Origin of the sequence: Luteolibacter sp., from assembly GCF_039920825.1 — a bacterium.
In the GTDB taxonomy this organism is placed as follows: Bacteria; Verrucomicrobiota; Verrucomicrobiia; order Verrucomicrobiales; family Akkermansiaceae; genus Luteolibacter.
The window spans coordinates 52,830-69,106 of record NZ_JBDSCX010000022.1 but is presented as its reverse complement, the minus strand read 5'-3'; the positions used below and the strand labels follow the sequence as shown (position 1 = coordinate 69,106).

Sequence of the window (16,277 nt, the reverse complement as noted above, 5' to 3'; positions counted from 1 at the left end):
TATGAAATTTTTCCTTAAACTTTGGCTTGAGCTCTTTGAAATGTGCCGGACGCAACATGCCATTTCCATTCAATTGGCTCGGCTGACGAACCAGAGAATCAAGGCTCTTGAGTCCATCGTATGCCACCGACAAAGCGGTGACGATCAACTGTCGGAGATTTTGTTAGATATTGAAAAAGCGGATATCGGCGGCGGGATTGAAAAAGCTCTTGATATTTTCGGAGCCTGTCAGCAGGGGCTGGATACAGCCGTTGCCGAACTTCGGGAGATGATCGAAGCCATCTAACAAACATTTGCACGGTATGAGTGATGTGAATCTGGAAATCGGGATCAATACCACTGCGCAAACAGAGGGTGCGGACAAGGCTGTCGATGCACTCAATGAGGTGAAGGACACCGCCAAAAAGACCGGAGAGGAGGCACAGAGCGCGGATCCACAGCTTGAAAAGCTAATAAACATCCAACGCGCTGAGGTGGCTTCCAAGATCGCCGCTCAGTTAGGCGCGGTAGCGTCTCGTCTCATTGAGATCGGCTCGGAGACAAAGAAAAACGCACCCGCGCTTGGCGACTCAATGATTAAGGCGGGAGAGGGTGTTCAGGCTTTGAGTGGCAGCTTGGAGGGGGCCGCTCAGGGGCTGGCTGTCGGCGGCCCGTTCGGCGCGGCGGTGGGTGCAACCGTGGGATTGCTGGCCGGGCCATTCAAAAACGCGCTCACCGGGATGATCACTGATCTTGCGAACGCTGAGGCGGCGCAGAAACGAGCGGGCGAGGGAGTGAAGGAACTCGCGGACCTGCGGCAGAAACTGACCACCCAGCTTCACAACGAAAACCTTGCCGCCTTCTTTCGTGATGAGACGAAAGCGATTGACGCCCAGGTAGCGGCTCTCAAAGCGGACGCACGAGTTGCCGCCGCCCAGCGGAATGCTGAGGCATCCTTTGGGGATGCGTCTCGCGCCGTGAACGGAGTTTCTGGAAATGGGGAGACGGCGCTCCAGGCGGAGATGAACAAGAAGCTTCTCGATATTGAAGCCGAAGTGAAGACGACCGCCGAGGTCGCCGCCGCCGCCCTCCGTCAAAAGAATATCCTGGAGGCCGCTTTAAAGTCCTTGATAGAGCGGGAGGGCGAGGACGGTCCCGACATTGCCCAGGCCCAGTCAAAGGCTTCTCAGGCGGCTGATGCGGAGGCCCAGGCGGCGCGGGACCGGGATGAAATCGCACGTAAGGCGGAAGCCCTGAGGGCAGAAGCAAAGATTGCAGTTATCAAAACGCTCGGGGAGGAAAATCAGAAGTCGCAGGCCGAATTTAGGGCCGCCATCACCCAACAGGCAACCGCTGCGCGGGATACTGCCGGTGCTGAAATTGAAAAAAGCAAGGGGCAGGTTGACAGCAATCTGCGCGGTGGCTTCACCAAGCTCAATCAATACCTTAAGGACAACATCCCGGATGAAAATCAGGTCCAAGATATTTTCAACGCAATCAACCAGATGCGCACTTCGGAAAGCGCCTTTAAAGCAAACCTGGTGGATGCGTTTGGCGACATGGGGAGCAACACGCTCGATCTCGGGAAGGTTCTTGGCGGACTGAAGGAGGACCAAAAAAAGCAAAATGCAGAGCTGGTTCGCCTCCTAAACCAGATGACCGCGAACATGAACGCGCTCACATCTTTTTCCGAGCAGCAGACTAACGTCCAGCGGGCGTTGTCGCAGCGGATTGACGGAATGCGCTTCCGCTAAATCCATCCATCGAGGTGGCAGGGAACGGGGAAATTAACAAAACCTCTTCCGATTTTTTACAGAACGTTTTTGCCGGTTACGCCTCTCATGATCATTTGTTCCTGCGAGTTGCTCAGTAAGGATGTGATCGTGAAGCGGCCTTCTTTGGACATTGGTTCCGAAAATCCTGGTTTGGAGTCGGTGATAATAAATTTTGTTCCGATTTTGATCCTACGGTTTGCCTTGGGAGGAGCGGCGGGTGGATCGGGTTGAACCGGTGTCGTGGCCGCAGGTGGCTGCGGAATCGAGGGGGTGGCGGGAATCCCATCGGACGGTGTTGGCGCAGGTTGTTGATCAACGACGGTGGATTCCGGAACCGTTGTGGAGTCGGCGACAGCTTCTTCCGCCTTGATCTTCACGCTGGAGATCATGGCGGCACACGCGATGAAAACGGCGGAGTTTAGAGCGATGAAGTTTTTGCCTGCGGGCTTTTCTGATTCGGTCGCCGCCCCTAACAGCAATGTGATGCGCTGCTTCAGTTTTCTCGCGTGAAGCCCCTTCGCCATCGTGACTGCGAGCGGCGGTTGCTTCGTGATCTTGCGGGCCATGGCGACAAGAAATTGCCCGTAGTCCACGCGGCGATCCGTATTTCCGGTGGCGTGCAGGTCGCAGAGTTGTTCGCGGGCGTCGGACCAGATAGAGGCGAGGCGGTGGGTGAGGGGATTCCACCAGTTCACGCATCGGATGACGGCAAACACGATCATCCAGCGCGAGTCACCGGCCTGCCAATGGGAGATTTCATGCCGTACGGCCCAGCGCAATTCTTCTTCCGATGCGGAAGTGAAGAGGAATTGCGGCAGGACGATTTTTGATCGAAAAAGTCCGGTAACACAGGGGCTGGCAGTGGCAGGGGAGATCAGGAAATCGTTTCTGCGGAGGATTTCCGGCGAAAGGGGGAGGAGGATTTTCCAGGCCGTATCGTCGGGGGGTGAGAGAGATTTCCGCCAGATTCGGAGTTTGAGCATGGCGCCCACTAACAATAAGAAGCCGGTGCCGGAACCAGCCGCCCACAGGTTGACGACTACGATGAGCGGATCCGGGAAAGTGAATTTTTCTGGAGCGACGCTTGCCTCTGCGAGTTTCGGAATTTGCCGGTCCATCGGCAGCGTGATGACTGTCCAGATGGGAAGGGTGGGGGACTGGGTTTGAATTTCAGGGATGGGAGTTATCACCCGTTGGGCGGGCCGCAGCGCGGTGAACCAAGGCAGCAAACCCACGGCCAACAACCCGGAGATGGCGATGACCGAGCGATAACGGGCCTGCCGAATCATCAGCAGCGCGAGGGTCGCTAAAACAGATAGGATCCCGGCATGTAATGCGACATTCAGGAAATAAGGCGTCGGGAAGTTCATGGCTGATTTCCTTTCCGGTGGGTTTCGATCAACTCATTCAACTCCGCCATTTCCTCATCGGTCAGGCCGCCGTCTTCGACAAGGCAGCGAATAAGCGACATCCCGGAGCCGCCGAAGAATCGTTGTTTGAGCTCGGTGAGGACTTTTCCGCGGCCGCCTTTTTCCGTGAGAGAGGAGCGGTAGAGCCGTGCCCGGCCCTGGTCATCGCTGAGCAGCCAGCCTTTGGTTTCCAGCCGCGTGAGCTGGGTTTGCAGGGTGCTGCGGGTGATCGGTTCGGCGCGGCCCTCGTTCACGGATGAAAGCAAATCACCGGTGGAAACCGGCTGTTTTTGCCAGATCAGGTCCATCAACGCCTGCTCGGCGGGCGACAATGGCGGGAGGGAGGATGCTTTTCCGGAACTCATGGAACCAGTTGATGACAAACGTCGTCATCGCCGTCAAGCGACAATCGCGACATTTGTCGTCAAAGCAGATCGACGATCAATTCGTGGGAAATACGACCTTCTCGCGGTCGTCGCCGTGGCCGAATTTGTCGCCGATGTCCTTGCTGGTGACGAAGAGCATCAGGGAAATGAGGGCGAGGGCGCAGATGGTCTGGAGGATTTCCAGCGGCTTGGCCTTGACCGGTCCGCCGAAGATTTTTTCGAGAATGGCGAGGACGATGTGGCCGCCGTCGAGGACGGGGAACGGCATCATGTTGAGCACGGCGAGGTTGACGTTGAAGAGCACCATGAAGGCGAGGATCCGCCGCCAGCCGTCTTCCATTTGAAGAAGTTGGTATTGGAGGGTCGCGATGCCGACCGGCCCGCTGAGGTGGCCGACGCCGATGCTGGAATCCTTGGCGACAACGCTGGTGATGGTGGTCCACATCATCCGCAAGCTGTCGGAGACCTGCTTGATCGGGCCGGGATGGATGATGCCTTTTTGCTGATAAGGCGGGCCGTCAAAGGCGAGTCCCAGCATGGGCGGGCTGTTGGCGGGAGAAATGGGAACCAGCGGGGTGGCGGTGATTTCCAGTGGTTTCCCGTCACGGGTGATGGCGATTGTGATGGGGTTCGCGCCGGTTTCCTTGACGAGCGCGACGGCTTGGTCGCGCTCTTCCACCGGATGGCCGTTCATGGAAACAACGAGGTCGCCTTCCTTGAAACCGGCTTTCGCTCCGGGACTGCCCTCGTAAACCGCGGCGATCACGACGTGCTCCGCCTCAGGCCTGATTCCGACCTGTCGCAAGCCACCGCGCTGGAACCACTTGGTCTTCTCGGTCTGAAACTCGGAGGTGAGCTTGATGGGAGCGGAGCTGCCGGGGCGCAGGACAGTGAACTCGATTTGCTTGCCCTTGCTGAGGATGATGCCCTCGGTGATGCTGTCGAGCGAGCCGGCGAAGCCATTCACCGGGTTGCCGTTGATGGCCAGAATCTTGTCACCGGACTGGATCCCGGCTTTGGCGGCGGGGCTGTCCTTGTCGACGCCGCCAATGACCTGGGTGGGGATAAAGTCGGCGGGTTTGCCCACTTCGTAAACGACGACCGCCGAGAGCAGCGCGAGCAGCATGGAAAACAACGGCCCGGCGAAGGCGACGATGATCTTGTCGAGTGGAGTGATGGGAGACAGTGTCTTGCCGTCCTTCGACCCGCCTTCGAGGGCTTCCATGGGTGCCATTTGCGGCAGGGCGACAAAGCCGCCGGCCGGAATCCAGCCAAGTCCGTACTGGACGCCGCCGATGGTTTTTTTCCAAATCGGCGAGCCGAACCAGATTTGAAAGCGGTCAATCTGCAAGCCACGCCACTTGGCGGCGAGGAAATGGCCGAGTTCGTGGACGAAAATGATGATGTTGAACCCCATCACGACGGCGAAGATCAACAGGATGACTTGGAGAATGCTGGAAACGGTGGACATGGGTGGGGCAAGAACTGCGGAAATCTAGCGTCTCCTTACCTTCGGGCAAGTTCATTAAATTTTCCAAAAAGAACCATCCGCGCATCTTCCGCTCCCACGGGCGGTGGATTCAAGGCACCGTCGTGACGCGCAATCTTGAGTAAAGTCCCGGCGATGCGGCGAGCGGTGGATCGATCACATAAACTCCGACCCGTTCCATGCCGCCGGGCAGCGCCTCGCGGCGGTTGCTCCATGCGACGACTGCGGGACCTGACATCCAGGTGCTGAGATCGCTTGAAATCTCTACGCTGTAACGCATGCCGGACGCGGTGTAGCTGGTGCCGATGTTGCCGGTGCCACCGGCGATCTGCTCGAATACAAACTCCGGCGGGGCGGCTCCTGCGGGGCGGTTGAGCGCGAGTTCCGGACGATCCGCGCCGGAGGTGGGATCGGTGCCCAATGCGAACTCCAGCAACGAGGAGAGCCCGTCCGCATCCGGATCGGGATCCGTGATGAACGTGGAGGCGAAGTATTGCATTTCCCAGGCATCCGGCAGCAGGTCGCCATCGAGATCCGGAGTGGAGGACGGGGAACCGGTGACGAACGCGGCGGAAACTTTTTGGTTGTCGAAGGAAGCGCCCACCCAGTCCGCGGAACGGGCGACAGGGGAAAGGCGGACTTCGTCGATCGAGCCGGCAAAGTAGTTGGCGGTGGTGTTTTCACTGCGGCCGATAAAGGCCTTATTGGTTTGGCCGGTGCGGAGGATTCCCGCGAGCGCGCTGGACGCCTTGAGGACTCCATCCACATACATTTTCACCGTGGCTCCGTCCCATGTGCCACACAGATGGTGAAATTGATTGTCGCTGACGGCGTCCGGCGAGGTGACGGTTCCGTTAGCGGAGGCATTGAAAGGAAGAAACTCGGGCTTCCCCGCATTGAGCCGGAACTGCCAGACGCGGTTGGTCCCGCCGCTGGTCTGATCCTTGCTGAAAATGGAGGGCGTGCCCGTGCTAACGGAAGTTTTCACCCATGCCTCGATGGAGAGGAGCGAGGGATTCAACGCGGTGCCGTTGTTGATCGCGACATTGGAGGCCGTGCCGTTCAAGGCCGCGGCTCCAGGGATGATGCCGGATGCGGCGGACGTGACGGAAGTGGCCGCCGCGCTAAGGGTGTTAGGAGACGAGTCCGTTGAAAACCCAAGAGCATTGTCGAGATGCCAGACACCATTGAAAGCGGACCAAGTGGGCGACGTCGCGGTTGCGGATTGCCCGGTTTTTCCCCACCAGACACGCAGCTTAGTGCCTTGGGAGAGCTGCGGCAGTTTCACCCACACCAAGGAAACACCGAGCGTGTCCCAGGTCTCGACTTCGTGCGGGATGACCGTTCCATCAAGCGACGAAAACCGCAGATCACCATACGGCGGAGATAACAGGCCGGCGTAAGTGAACCCGGGGATCAAAGCAGGGGAGAGCCGGAGCAGCACGGGAAAATTTGTTAGCGTGCTGGTGCCGGAATACCCGGTGATCTCGATCACGGCGGAACGCGCCCAAGATGATAGATCGCCGGAGGCATCCAGAGTCCCGCTGGCGGATGCCCATTCCGTGCCATGAACCGTGGAGACCTTGAAACGAAACTGGAGGGCTCCTGCGGGCAGCCCATCGATAGTGACGCTTTGGCTTCCCGCAGCCTTGGAACCAAGTGAAATCGAACGATCCCATGAAGCGGGGTTGGTGCCGCCATCGGATGCTCCGCAGTAGAAGACCACATCGCCCGAGGACAACGCGGCATCGCCGGGATCCAGACTGATCTGGAAAATTCCGCGTCCGCCGTAGGAACGGCTCGCCGCGGCTTGGCTGATAAAAGGAGCCAGCGACGGCAGCGTGCCTGCGGCCGAAGCCCATGCGGTGCCGTAGGTATTGGAAGCGCGGAACCGATAGAAGACCGCGTCCGAAGAGGTGGCTGGAACGGTGATTTCCAAAGGTCCGGCCGGTTGCGGTCCGAGCGGCACGGCGTGCTCCCAGTTGGATGTGATTTCTCCGCCATCGGCGTTTCCCCAATAGAGTGCGACATCCGTGGTGGCGGAAACAGGAATCGTTAGGTTTCCACGGAAGGTGATGGCCGTGCCCGCGCCGCGTGTCGATGCTCCGTTGGTAACCACGGGCGCGCCGTTTCCAGTCGTGAACGACCAAACGCGGCCTTTCGTGATGGTGGAGGAAGAACTAACGGAATCCACCCGCCAATAGTAGGTGGTGGATGGGGCGAGGGTTCCGCTGGCTCGGGTGGCCGTGCTCTGGCGGCCGAGATATACCGGAGACGCAGTGGTGGCGGCGGCGACGGTTCCTGCGTTTGTTCCCAGATAGACATCATGTTGGGCGGCTTCCTGACCGGCGGTCCACGAGAGGTCGGTGCCCGGAGTTGGAATCGTGACCCCAGTCAACGGCACGGGAAGCACTGCGGCGCGTGAAACGTGGTAATCGAGAACGTGGAGTGGCGTGGGACCGGTGCCGGAGATGTTGGTTTCCTGGGCATAGACGGAAATAATGCGGTCCGCCTCCCAGCGGGCGGTATCGTTGATGATGTTGACCGTGTTCGCCTTGCCCGAAGGTAGCGCGCCGGAGAGCGCGAGCTGCGCCCAGTCGTTCCAACTGTTAGCCGGCGATGCCTCGGGATCCGCCGCGGGATTGGCGGCGGCGATGCGGATGTTCGTCGCGTCTCCGTAGATGAGAAAGAGGCGGCCGTCGTCATCGACGGAGAGCTTGGCCCGCGTTCCGGTGAACGAGGTTTCGTTTTTCCGCCAGACGCCGTCGGTCCCGCGCCAGAAGTGGACGAAGCGGGAGGCCGATGTTAGGTCGGTGGAAAACGTTGTCTGATCGGGAGCGCTTGAAGGAAGGAGCCAGGCGACAACATGAACACGTCCCTGGCGGTCCACCGTCATGGCGCTGTTGTTGATGTAGTTGCGCTTCTGAGGAACAGACCAGCCGATAATGCCGGGTGAGTTTACGGAGATAAAGCTCGTCCCGGTGACGGCCACCGTGTTGCCGAGCTGGTTTTTCCAAGTGCGTCCGACATCGTCGCTGTAGGCGTAGAGCACGTCGTGATTGCTCGCTGCGTCCGGTGTCTCGCGCCAGCACCACGTCGCATGGAGGCGGCCGTTGGAATCGAAAATGGTGTTGTCGAAATAAGCGTTGCGGTCCACGCCGGTAGTTAGAGTGCCGGTGTAGGAACCGGTCCGGGTGGTGTATTGGCCCGGACGCGACCATGCGTGAGTGGTGCCGTCATATTCGTAAAGCACCTCGTCGCCGCCGCCCGAACTACCGAAGCGGTGGGTGAAGAGAAGTTTTCCGTTAGGAGTGGGGATGAAACGCGGATACGTCACCTGGGACATCGTCGCGCTTCCGGCGATCAGGTGGTCGGTCACTGCACCGAACTGCGCGGCGGTCCATGCGGTGGTCGTGGGATTGTCCGCCAGGCCAGAGACGGACGCGCGGTAGTGGAGATTGTTGACGTGATGGTCGAACGAGAGGTGGATCGTGCCGTCGCCGGCACAGATCCCCAGGACCACATCGTTGTGGGAGTCTACTGTGCTAAAGGTGTAGTCGCCGAGGACTAGGGTTTGCCAAGCCCCGCTGGGAAGCGGACGGCGCGCGATGGCTACTTTGCCGGTACTGTCGGAAAAATTTCCCTGATAGTAGGCCGCGTATTGCCAGCCCTTGTAGGTGGTCACGCCGTCCTGCTGGAAGCTGACGCCGTGCACCGTGGCGACGGAATAGGAAGCGGTCGGAAAATTGTGGGCCAGGGGATCAATGATCGAATCGTTCACCAAAGTGCCGGGAGCGGCACGAGCGACCGAGCCGGTCAACGCGACGGCGAGCAGAGACAGTATCAGGGATTTTCGAAACATGGAGAGATGATGACGCGGAGCCGCCTCCCGCGGTGGATTCCACGGGAGGCGGCGCTTTTCTTAGGTTAATTTCGCCCGATCAGGGCATCACGAGGAGCACTCGATAAAACCCCTTGCCGGAAAGCGGCGAAGGATCGGTGTAGCTGTTGAGTCCGGCAACGCCGGGCTGGGTGGAAACATTGGACCATGATCCATTCGCGAGTGTGGCGGAGCGTTGGACGACGAAGTTCAAACCGGCGACACCCTGCCACTGGATGGTGCTGCCCGCAACACCGGCCTTGAAGAGCGCGACACCGCTCTTCGGATCGAGGTTGAGCAGGTATTCGGCGCGGTTGCTGGTGCCGTCGTGGTCGTAGTCATCGGTGCCGGACTGGCCGAGATTCCCGAAATTCGCGGTTTCCCAGGCATCGGGAAGGCTGTCGTTGTCGGCATCCGGATTTCCTCCACTGAAGACAAACGCCGTATCGGCACGGGCGATGTCGCTCACGCGGACCTGGTCGATGAGACCTTGGAACGCACCGCTCTCGCCGCCGACGTCCCGGGTCTCGTTGCCAATGCTGAGGTCCGACGGAGTAGCGGGCAGGTCACCGTTCATCTGCGCCGAACCGATGAGGTTGGCCGCGCCCGCTGCGGAATCCACACGCGTCCAGTAGAACTTGATGTTTCCCGCGGTGGCCTGGTTTCCGTCATAGGTCACCGCGACGTGGAACCATTGGCCTTGGACGGGCATGTGGTCTCCTGTTGCGGGCGTTGCGAACTCGATGGTCTGTGGCTGCTGGCCGGCTGTTAGCGGATCGGTATCGATGTTGATGAAACTGACCCTCGGCTTGGTGTCGGTGTTGCCTTGTGCGCCGACGGGTGTGAGGGCGAATTGGAAGGTCCGGTTGGCATCCGTGGCGCCGGTGTCATCTTCCGCCGATAGAATCTGCATGCGTGCTCCTGCCAGAGTTGCCGTGGGATCGAAGTCCAGCCGGACAAGCGCCTCGTAGGAGAATGCTCCCGTGGTGCCCGCCAGTTTGGTGGTGACGTCGTCGGTGGTTAGGGCCGCCGGAGTTTTGGCGGCAAGGTAGGCACCGGCGGCGGTATTGAAACCGACGTTGGTGTTGAGCGCCGTGCCAAATCCCGAGAAGGAAGCGTTCGACAGAGTGGCACCGCCTCCCAAGGCAAGCATTGAAAGGTTGGACGGGCCATAAACCCGGTCCGTCACCGGAGTCGCCGTGTCATTGAGATCCCACAAGTGAAGGGTATTCGCATCGACGGCGTAAGGCACGCGGGTTTCTCCGGAATTTGGAGTGCCGTTGCCGTCGGTGTCATCCGGAGTGGATGCAGTTAGATTTGGATTCGATCCCGCCGTCTGCTCCTGGGCATTGGTAAAGGCGTCGCCATCGGCATTGCCGGCTCCGGTCTGGGAAGTGGTGTTGGTGAAATACTGGATTTCCCAGGCATCCACGAGACCGTCGCCGTCGAGATCGTAGGGGCGCACGTTGACGTTGTTGGGATCCGAGCCGGCGGTCTCCTCCGTCTCGTTGTTAGATCCGTCGCCGTCCGGATCGTCGAGACCGGTATAGCGGGCGATGATGGTGGACAGGTCGTTCGACGGAGTTTCACCCGGCTGGATGAAGAAATGAACCTCCCAGCCATCCGCCAGACCATCGGCATCGGTGTCCGGGGAGGAAAATTGGACGGTCGGATTCGTCTGGGTGGCTTGCTCATAGCTATTGGAGAAACCGTCGTTGTCCGGATCATCGTCGGCAGACTGTGAGGTGATGTTGGTAAAGTAGTGGACCTCCCATCCGTCGTTGAGTCCGTCGCCTGCTCCACCGTCATCGGTATCGGGCCAGCTCGTGCTGCTGTTAGGATCGGTGCCGGCGGCGTATTCGGCGGCATTGGTGTTGAAGTCGTTGTCAGGATCTCCGGCACCGTTTTGGAGAAGGTTGTTGAAATTGGTGATTTCCCAAGCATCCGGCAGTCCATCGGCATCGACATCCAGCGGCGTGGAGGCGGTGTTCACGGGATCGGATCCGGCGGCATACTCGGCGGCATTGTTATAGGTGTCGCCGTCGGGATCACTCGTGCCGCTGTAGCGCGCGAGGATGGCGGCCTTGTCGGTCACGGGATTTTCGCCGGGGAGGATGAAGTAGAGGATTTCCCATGAATCCTGGAGGCCGTCCGCATCGGTATCGTTGTTGACGAAAATGAAATCGGATGGGGCGCGCGCGACTTTGGAAACGCGGACCTCGTCGATCAGACCGCGAAGGCCCTCAGAGGACTTGGAATTTCCGCCCGTCGCGCGGGCTTCGTTTCCGATCACAAGCGGAGCGCTCACCGTTCCCAAAGTGGTCTCCGTGTAAGGCGGGGTGCCGATTTCATTCGCGGTGATCACGCTGGGATCAATTTTTGTCCAATAGAACTTCACGTCATTGGTGGCGCCATTGAAGACCAAGGCGACGTGAAACCACGTGTTAGGCGCGAACGCATGCACGCCCGTGGTGGGAATGCTGGCGAGGACCGCCGCTGTGGCCGTGCCGATAAAATTAAACTCAAGGCGCTTGTCAGTGGTTGAACCGTTGATGCGGAACTGGAAGCCGCGGGTTGCCAAGGAATTGTCCGTGCAGAAGATCTCATAGGTGGATGTGCCGATCGCGACCGGCAGGTTGATCATCGCCTCCAGCGTGAATGAACCGTCGGCCCCTGCCAGCGACGAATGGAGGATCGCATCCGCAGAGGCAGCGGCATCCGCCCCCATCTGGAAACCACCGCTGCTGTTGGCATCCACACCGAGGCCGAAATCCGCTGCAGAAATATTGGCGGAAGTTCCGAATCCGGCTAGACCTGCCGCACCCAGGATCGTGGTATTGACCGGCTGCGCAGCCGTCGCGTTATTGGCCGAAGGATCGCCGTCGAAGGCGATCGCCGGAAAGCCCGCGGAACCCGCATTGACCGCGGATGTCGAAGCCGCCGTTTCATTCAGGTGGTAAAGGTAAACGGTGTTGGCATCGGCCGTGTAGGGGCCTTTGATGTCGGCATTGCAAATGCCTGTGGTCAGCGCAACAAGGCACGCGACCCGTTGAGGGGTAATGATGGGTTTCATGAAGTGATGGAGTTTTCAGGAGTCCGCAGGATCGGGAACCTTAGTGGCACGTTTCCTACAAGCACCTCCGGGAGACAACTCCAAAGCACCTTACCTATATCAAAGGACGGTGCGTCATCACCCGCCCAAATACTTCACCGCCGCCTCCGTGCGCGTCCTCACGTGCAGCTTTCGATAGATGTTGTTCAGGTGGTAGCGCACCGTGACGATGCTGATGTCCAACTGCTCCGCCATTTCCTTATACAGCAGGCCTTTGATCAGGAGATCCAATACTTCAGTCTCCCGAGATGTTAGATCGTGATCCGGCGGAGCGGTTTGCTCGAACTTCTGAAAATGCTGGACCACCTTGCGGGCAATGGCGCTGGACATCGGAGAACCGCCCTCCAGCACGTCGGTCAGGGCTTCCAACAAGCGCAGCGGGACGTCGCGTTTCAAAAGATAGCCCGATGCTCCGGCCGCCAGCGCTTCATAGACGCGGTCCGCATTGTCATACACCGTCACCATCAGGAACTGCGTCGCGGGGAAGAGCGGCTTGAGCCGCCGCACGCATTCGATTCCGGAAATGCCGGGAAGCTGGATATCGACGATCACCACGTCCGGCGGCGCGGCCTCGATGGCCGGCATGGCGGTTTCCGCACGGGCATACGAACCGGCGACCTTCCATCCGCTGGCGGAGGCGAGCATGTCCCCGAACAAGCCGCGGAGTTCCGAATCATCTTCTATCAGGACGACCGTGTGTGGCGGGTTCATCGTTCGATTTTAGTGTTAGATAAATTCCGCACGGGACAGCACAGCGTGACCACCGTCCCCCGGCCGGGGGTTGATTCCACATGGCAGGAACCGCCAAGCTCGGCAAGGCGGGAATGAAGGTTCAGCAAGCCGTTGCCCTCGGCGGGCCGTGCGGCATCGAAGCCACGGCCGTCGTCCCGGACAATGGCGATCACCTCGCCAGCATCAGTGCGGATTTCGAAATGGAGCGCGCAAGGCCCCGCATGCTTGAGCACGTTGTGGAGCGACTCCTTGACCGCGAGCGAAAAGTGGTGCCGGAAATCCGACCGCAGTTGTCCGGGCGGAAAACCGGTAGGCACGTCGATCCGCAGGCGCACTCCGGTGTCGCGGAACATTTCCTGCGCCAGTCCAGTTAGATGCGATGCGAGCTGGTCGAGACTGTCGTTGGCCGGGTCCACCGCCCACACCAGTTCCTCCATGGCTCCCACCAACTCGCGCGAGGACGAACCCAGACGCAGAAGATGACGGCGCGCGGCCTCGCTGTCCCGCTCGTAGTCGCGATCTAACAAAGATACACTCATGATCAGGCTGGAAACCCGCGTCCCGAGATCGTCGTGGAGATCCATGGCGATGCGCGTCCGATCGCGCTCGAGCGTATGCTGCAAGCGCAATTTCGAGAGCCGGACCAAAGACCGGCGCCGGTAGGCCTGCAGAATCACCAGACCCGTCAGCCCCATCAAGACAGCCGCCGCCGCGGGACTGAACCACGGCATTTCCCAAATGGGACGGCGCACTGTCACCGCCAGTTCCATATCGGCCGCGCCGGGCTTAGGCTTTCCCGTTACTGCGATGGCCCGAAATTTATATTCCCCCGGCGGGACATTCTGATAGGTCGCGCGGTAGGAATTCCCACCAATCACGTTGTAGGATTCCTTCCAGCTCAGCAGCACGGTGGCTCCACCGGCCGGCAGCGAAGGAAGCGCCGCCACCGCGGTCCAGGAGGCGGACGCTTCCTGATTTCCGTCCACCAATCCGAGGGCCTTGCCCTCATTTCGCTGCACCACGCGCGCGATGGCCGGATCATCGCCCGCCCTCTTCCATCCTGTGGGCACGCCGCTCATGGTATCCAGCAAGACGCCTTCGTTGAAGTCGCCATTGGGCCATAGAGAACCCGCCGGCTGCGACGCAAGATTGACGGAGAGATTGCCGATAATGAACTGCCCGGTGGAATCAGGAGCTCCCGAGGAAAGCGTGATGCGCAGCGACTTCGCTCCGGACGGAACGAACAGCGGTTCGAGACGGGCACCAAGGCGAGACTCGTTAGGATCTCCTTCCCAACCCTGGCTCTGGCCTACGGCGGGGAAGGAAACGCTTGAAACCACCTCTCCGCCGACGTCCAGCGTCTCGCAAATCAGGACCATGCCTCTCGCCGCAGGTCGCCAGGAATCTTCGAACCCACCTAACAGGCAATTCACCGCCAATGTTTCCACAGGCGTTCCGGGCGGAAATCCATAATCAACATCGATGCGGTGCAGCCCCGGGCGGATCGTCAACGGACCGGAATTCGGGATCGTCTGCGGTACTCCGTCCACCAGCACCCGGTTGAGGCGGAGTTGGAAATCCTGCGGTTTGGAAACATCACGCCCCTTTTTCCCGGCAGCCAGGTTCCTCGCTTCCGGTGAAACGAAGAAAAAGTCAGCAGGTTCCCGCGCGATGCCGCTGATGCGCACCTCGTCGATGACTCCCGGAAATGGATTGCACTCCCGGTGCCCGTAAATGGTACGACCGGTATTTCCGATCACGAAATCGCCGAGATTTGTCGATAGATCGGACGCGAGCGTACCGCTTCCTAACAAGCATGCCGATTTCAACCCCGGAGCCACCTTCGTCCAGTAAAGCTTGAGGTTTCCCGGCGTGCCTTCGTTTCCATCATAGGACACCGCCACGTGAAACCAATCCTCCGTATTGATCGCATTGGGCCCGGTGAGCGGAATCGCCGCCAGCCCCCCGCCGCGTACGGTGTGCCCGGAAAACGGGATAAAGCTGAGAAAACCCGGCTTCTCGATGCGGAAATTGAAAACCCGCGTATCTCCCTCTCCGTCCATGCTCACGATGTCATTGGCGACTCCCGGAGCATCGGTGGGCAACACTTCAAACCTTACCAACGCCTCAATGGTGAAGGCTCCTTCACTGCCAGCGATGGGAAACGGCGGGGTCACATCGTCCTCCGGACCATCAGCCGATTTCGGCATCGCGTGGAGCAACGCGCCGGCATAGTCCGCTGTCAGGGGATTTCCACCGGTGTGATGATTGAACGAGACGGCACTCACCATGCCCGGCAGCGACGGCACACCGGCCGCCGCTCCGTTGAGAAGTCCTAACAAAGGTTTGGGGGAAAGCCCGCTGTCGGCGAAGGGCGGTGCTCCCTCATCCAGATGCCACAGATGCAGCGTATGTTCGTCGACGGTGTAGGGCTCCGCGGCCCGTACCTGTCGGTACATCATCGCAAAGGCGACCCCCATCGCGATCCATGGAATCCCGCGGCTCATGGAGCAAAGCCAGCCGGAAACTCCCGGAGGGCGGACAGCCACGACGGCGTTCTGAAGTTCGGATTCTGCATGAAGCGGGTTTTTGAAGGCCATAAAATCCTGCGCTGCATCCATGCCCCGGTCAACCCTTCCAACCCGCCGTGAGCCATACCTATCCTAAAAGACGGGTTCCAACTTCTTGCCGCATGAACACGCTCCTGCAAGGTTCCATCTGCTTTCGAAAGCATTTCCCTTTCCTCTATGAAACCCACGCCAACCTTTTTTCTACTCGCCGTCTTGGGAAGCCTCAGCAACTCGTTGTGCCGTGGTGCCACCGTCCTCGTTGATGATTTCTCAGACCTGACACTCACCGAATACACCCAGACAAGGATTCTCGATTCAACGTTCGCCAATGTGAACATTTCGTTTTCCGCCTCCACCGGGGCTCTTGGCGCATCCTATTCGGGAACCCCCAACGCGGCGGAACAGGTGGTGATTCTGCGAGACGACTACACTCTCGGGGTTGGAGAAACCCTAACGGTTGACGTTTCCCAAGCGACGAGCACCTCCGATCTCGATTTAGGCATCGTGGTGGCCACTACCAAATCCCCGACCGCCGTATCTTCCTTAGATCTGGATACCCGCGACACGATGCAATGGGCCTCCGTCTATATCCGGCCTAACCAAAATGCGGTGCGCTCCCTCTCCTACGACGGCACCACACTGGTAAGCGGAACCGGAGTCCTCACGGCTGATGAAACCACGGTGGCGAAACTCTGGATCAAGCGGGACTCGGCCAACACCTTCTCGCTCGGCTACATCAACACGTCCGCTACCAGCTTCACTTCGAAGACAGTGACCATGGGTTCCAGCAGCGTGGGTGCGGCGATCGGATTCTACGCCGATCTCCGTGTAGCCGGCGGAACGCTGGGCACCCTGGACAATCTCACCATTATCCCCGAGCCCTCGACTGCAATCCTCGCCGGTCTAACCGCCATCGGCCTCGGTTTCCGCCGCAAGCGCTAACAC

Annotated in this window: 10 protein-coding genes; 3 read left to right on the top strand and 7 right to left on the bottom strand. The window is 59.6% G+C overall.

The genetic code is table 11. The annotated features are described in order from the left end of the window. Position 1 precedes the first annotated feature (1 nt). A complete protein-coding gene (locus tag ABIQ96_RS05560; protein ID WP_348213567.1) occupies positions 2-286 on the top strand; it encodes a hypothetical protein in 285 nt (94 codons plus the stop codon). A gap of 16 nt (positions 287-302) precedes the next feature. Beyond that, the gene (locus ABIQ96_RS05555; protein ID WP_348213566.1) at positions 303-1,733 is read left to right on the top strand and encodes a hypothetical protein; all 1,431 of its coding nucleotides are present in this window, start codon (positions 303-305) and stop codon (positions 1,731-1,733) included. Between the two features lie 56 nt (positions 1,734-1,789). Here the strand turns inward: ABIQ96_RS05555 and ABIQ96_RS05550 are convergent, their stop codons facing one another. The 7 genes from ABIQ96_RS05550 to ABIQ96_RS05520 all read right to left on the bottom strand — a co-directional run bounded on the left by ABIQ96_RS05550 (position 1,790) and on the right by ABIQ96_RS05520 (position 15,362). Further along, positions 1,790-3,124 (bottom strand): M56 family metallopeptidase, encoded by a 1,335-nt coding sequence (locus tag ABIQ96_RS05550; RefSeq protein WP_348213565.1) that lies wholly within the window; start codon positions 3,122-3,124, stop codon positions 1,790-1,792. After that, positions 3,121-3,528, bottom strand: a complete 408-nt coding sequence (locus tag ABIQ96_RS05545; RefSeq protein WP_348213564.1) for a BlaI/MecI/CopY family transcriptional regulator — start codon at positions 3,526-3,528, stop codon at positions 3,121-3,123. The genes ABIQ96_RS05550 and ABIQ96_RS05545 overlap by 4 nt, the downstream gene beginning before the upstream one ends. Before the next feature lie 76 nt (positions 3,529-3,604). Continuing rightward, complete coding sequence (rseP, locus tag ABIQ96_RS05540; protein ID WP_348213563.1) at positions 3,605-5,020, bottom strand: RIP metalloprotease RseP; 1,416 nt, start codon at positions 5,018-5,020, stop codon at positions 3,605-3,607. Between the two features lie 109 nt (positions 5,021-5,129). Then, positions 5,130-8,900, bottom strand: a complete 3,771-nt coding sequence (locus ABIQ96_RS05535) for a BNR-4 repeat-containing protein (RefSeq protein ID WP_348213562.1) — start codon at positions 8,898-8,900, stop codon at positions 5,130-5,132. A gap of 79 nt (positions 8,901-8,979) precedes the next feature. Beyond that, positions 8,980-11,991: a LamG-like jellyroll fold domain-containing protein gene (locus tag ABIQ96_RS05530; RefSeq protein WP_348213561.1), complete on the bottom strand. Its 3,012-nt coding sequence runs from the start codon at positions 11,989-11,991 to the stop codon at positions 8,980-8,982. Between the two features lie 117 nt (positions 11,992-12,108). Beyond that, the gene (locus tag ABIQ96_RS05525; RefSeq protein WP_348213560.1) at positions 12,109-12,741 is read right to left on the bottom strand and encodes a response regulator transcription factor; all 633 of its coding nucleotides are present in this window, start codon (positions 12,739-12,741) and stop codon (positions 12,109-12,111) included. Continuing rightward, entirely contained in the window at positions 12,738-15,362 is a 2,625-nt protein-coding gene (locus tag ABIQ96_RS05520) for a histidine kinase (protein WP_348213559.1), read from the bottom strand. Before ABIQ96_RS05520 ends, ABIQ96_RS05525 begins: the two co-directional genes overlap by 4 nt. A gap of 147 nt (positions 15,363-15,509) precedes the next feature. Here ABIQ96_RS05520 and ABIQ96_RS05515 point away from each other — a divergent pair, with 147 nt between their 5' ends. Next, a complete protein-coding gene (locus ABIQ96_RS05515; protein ID WP_348213558.1) occupies positions 15,510-16,274 on the top strand; it encodes a PEP-CTERM sorting domain-containing protein in 765 nt (254 codons plus the stop codon). The last annotated feature ends 3 nt before the right edge of the window (positions 16,275-16,277 follow it).

Excerpts from the sequence above, each read along its gene's own strand:
- ABIQ96_RS05560 (WP_348213567.1), top strand. The coding sequence starts at position 2 with ATGAAATTTTTCCTTAAACTTTGGCTTGAGCTCTTTGAAATGTGCCGG.
- ABIQ96_RS05545 (WP_348213564.1), bottom strand. The coding sequence starts at position 3,528 with ATGAGTTCCGGAAAAGCATCCTCCCTCCCGCCATTGTCGCCCGCCGAG.
- ABIQ96_RS05550 (WP_348213565.1), bottom strand. The coding sequence starts at position 3,124 with ATGAACTTCCCGACGCCTTATTTCCTGAATGTCGCATTACATGCCGGG.
- rseP (WP_348213563.1), bottom strand. The coding sequence starts at position 5,020 with ATGTCCACCGTTTCCAGCATTCTCCAAGTCATCCTGTTGATCTTCGCC.
- ABIQ96_RS05525 (WP_348213560.1), bottom strand. The coding sequence starts at position 12,741 with ATGAACCCGCCACACACGGTCGTCCTGATAGAAGATGATTCGGAACTC.
- ABIQ96_RS05535 (WP_348213562.1), bottom strand. The coding sequence starts at position 8,900 with ATGTTTCGAAAATCCCTGATACTGTCTCTGCTCGCCGTCGCGTTGACC.
- ABIQ96_RS05520 (WP_348213559.1), bottom strand. The coding sequence starts at position 15,362 with ATGGCCTTCAAAAACCCGCTTCATGCAGAATCCGAACTTCAGAACGCC.
- ABIQ96_RS05530 (WP_348213561.1), bottom strand. The coding sequence starts at position 11,991 with ATGAAACCCATCATTACCCCTCAACGGGTCGCGTGCCTTGTTGCGCTG.
- ABIQ96_RS05515 (WP_348213558.1), top strand. The coding sequence starts at position 15,510 with ATGAAACCCACGCCAACCTTTTTTCTACTCGCCGTCTTGGGAAGCCTC.
- ABIQ96_RS05555 (WP_348213566.1), top strand. The coding sequence starts at position 303 with ATGAGTGATGTGAATCTGGAAATCGGGATCAATACCACTGCGCAAACA.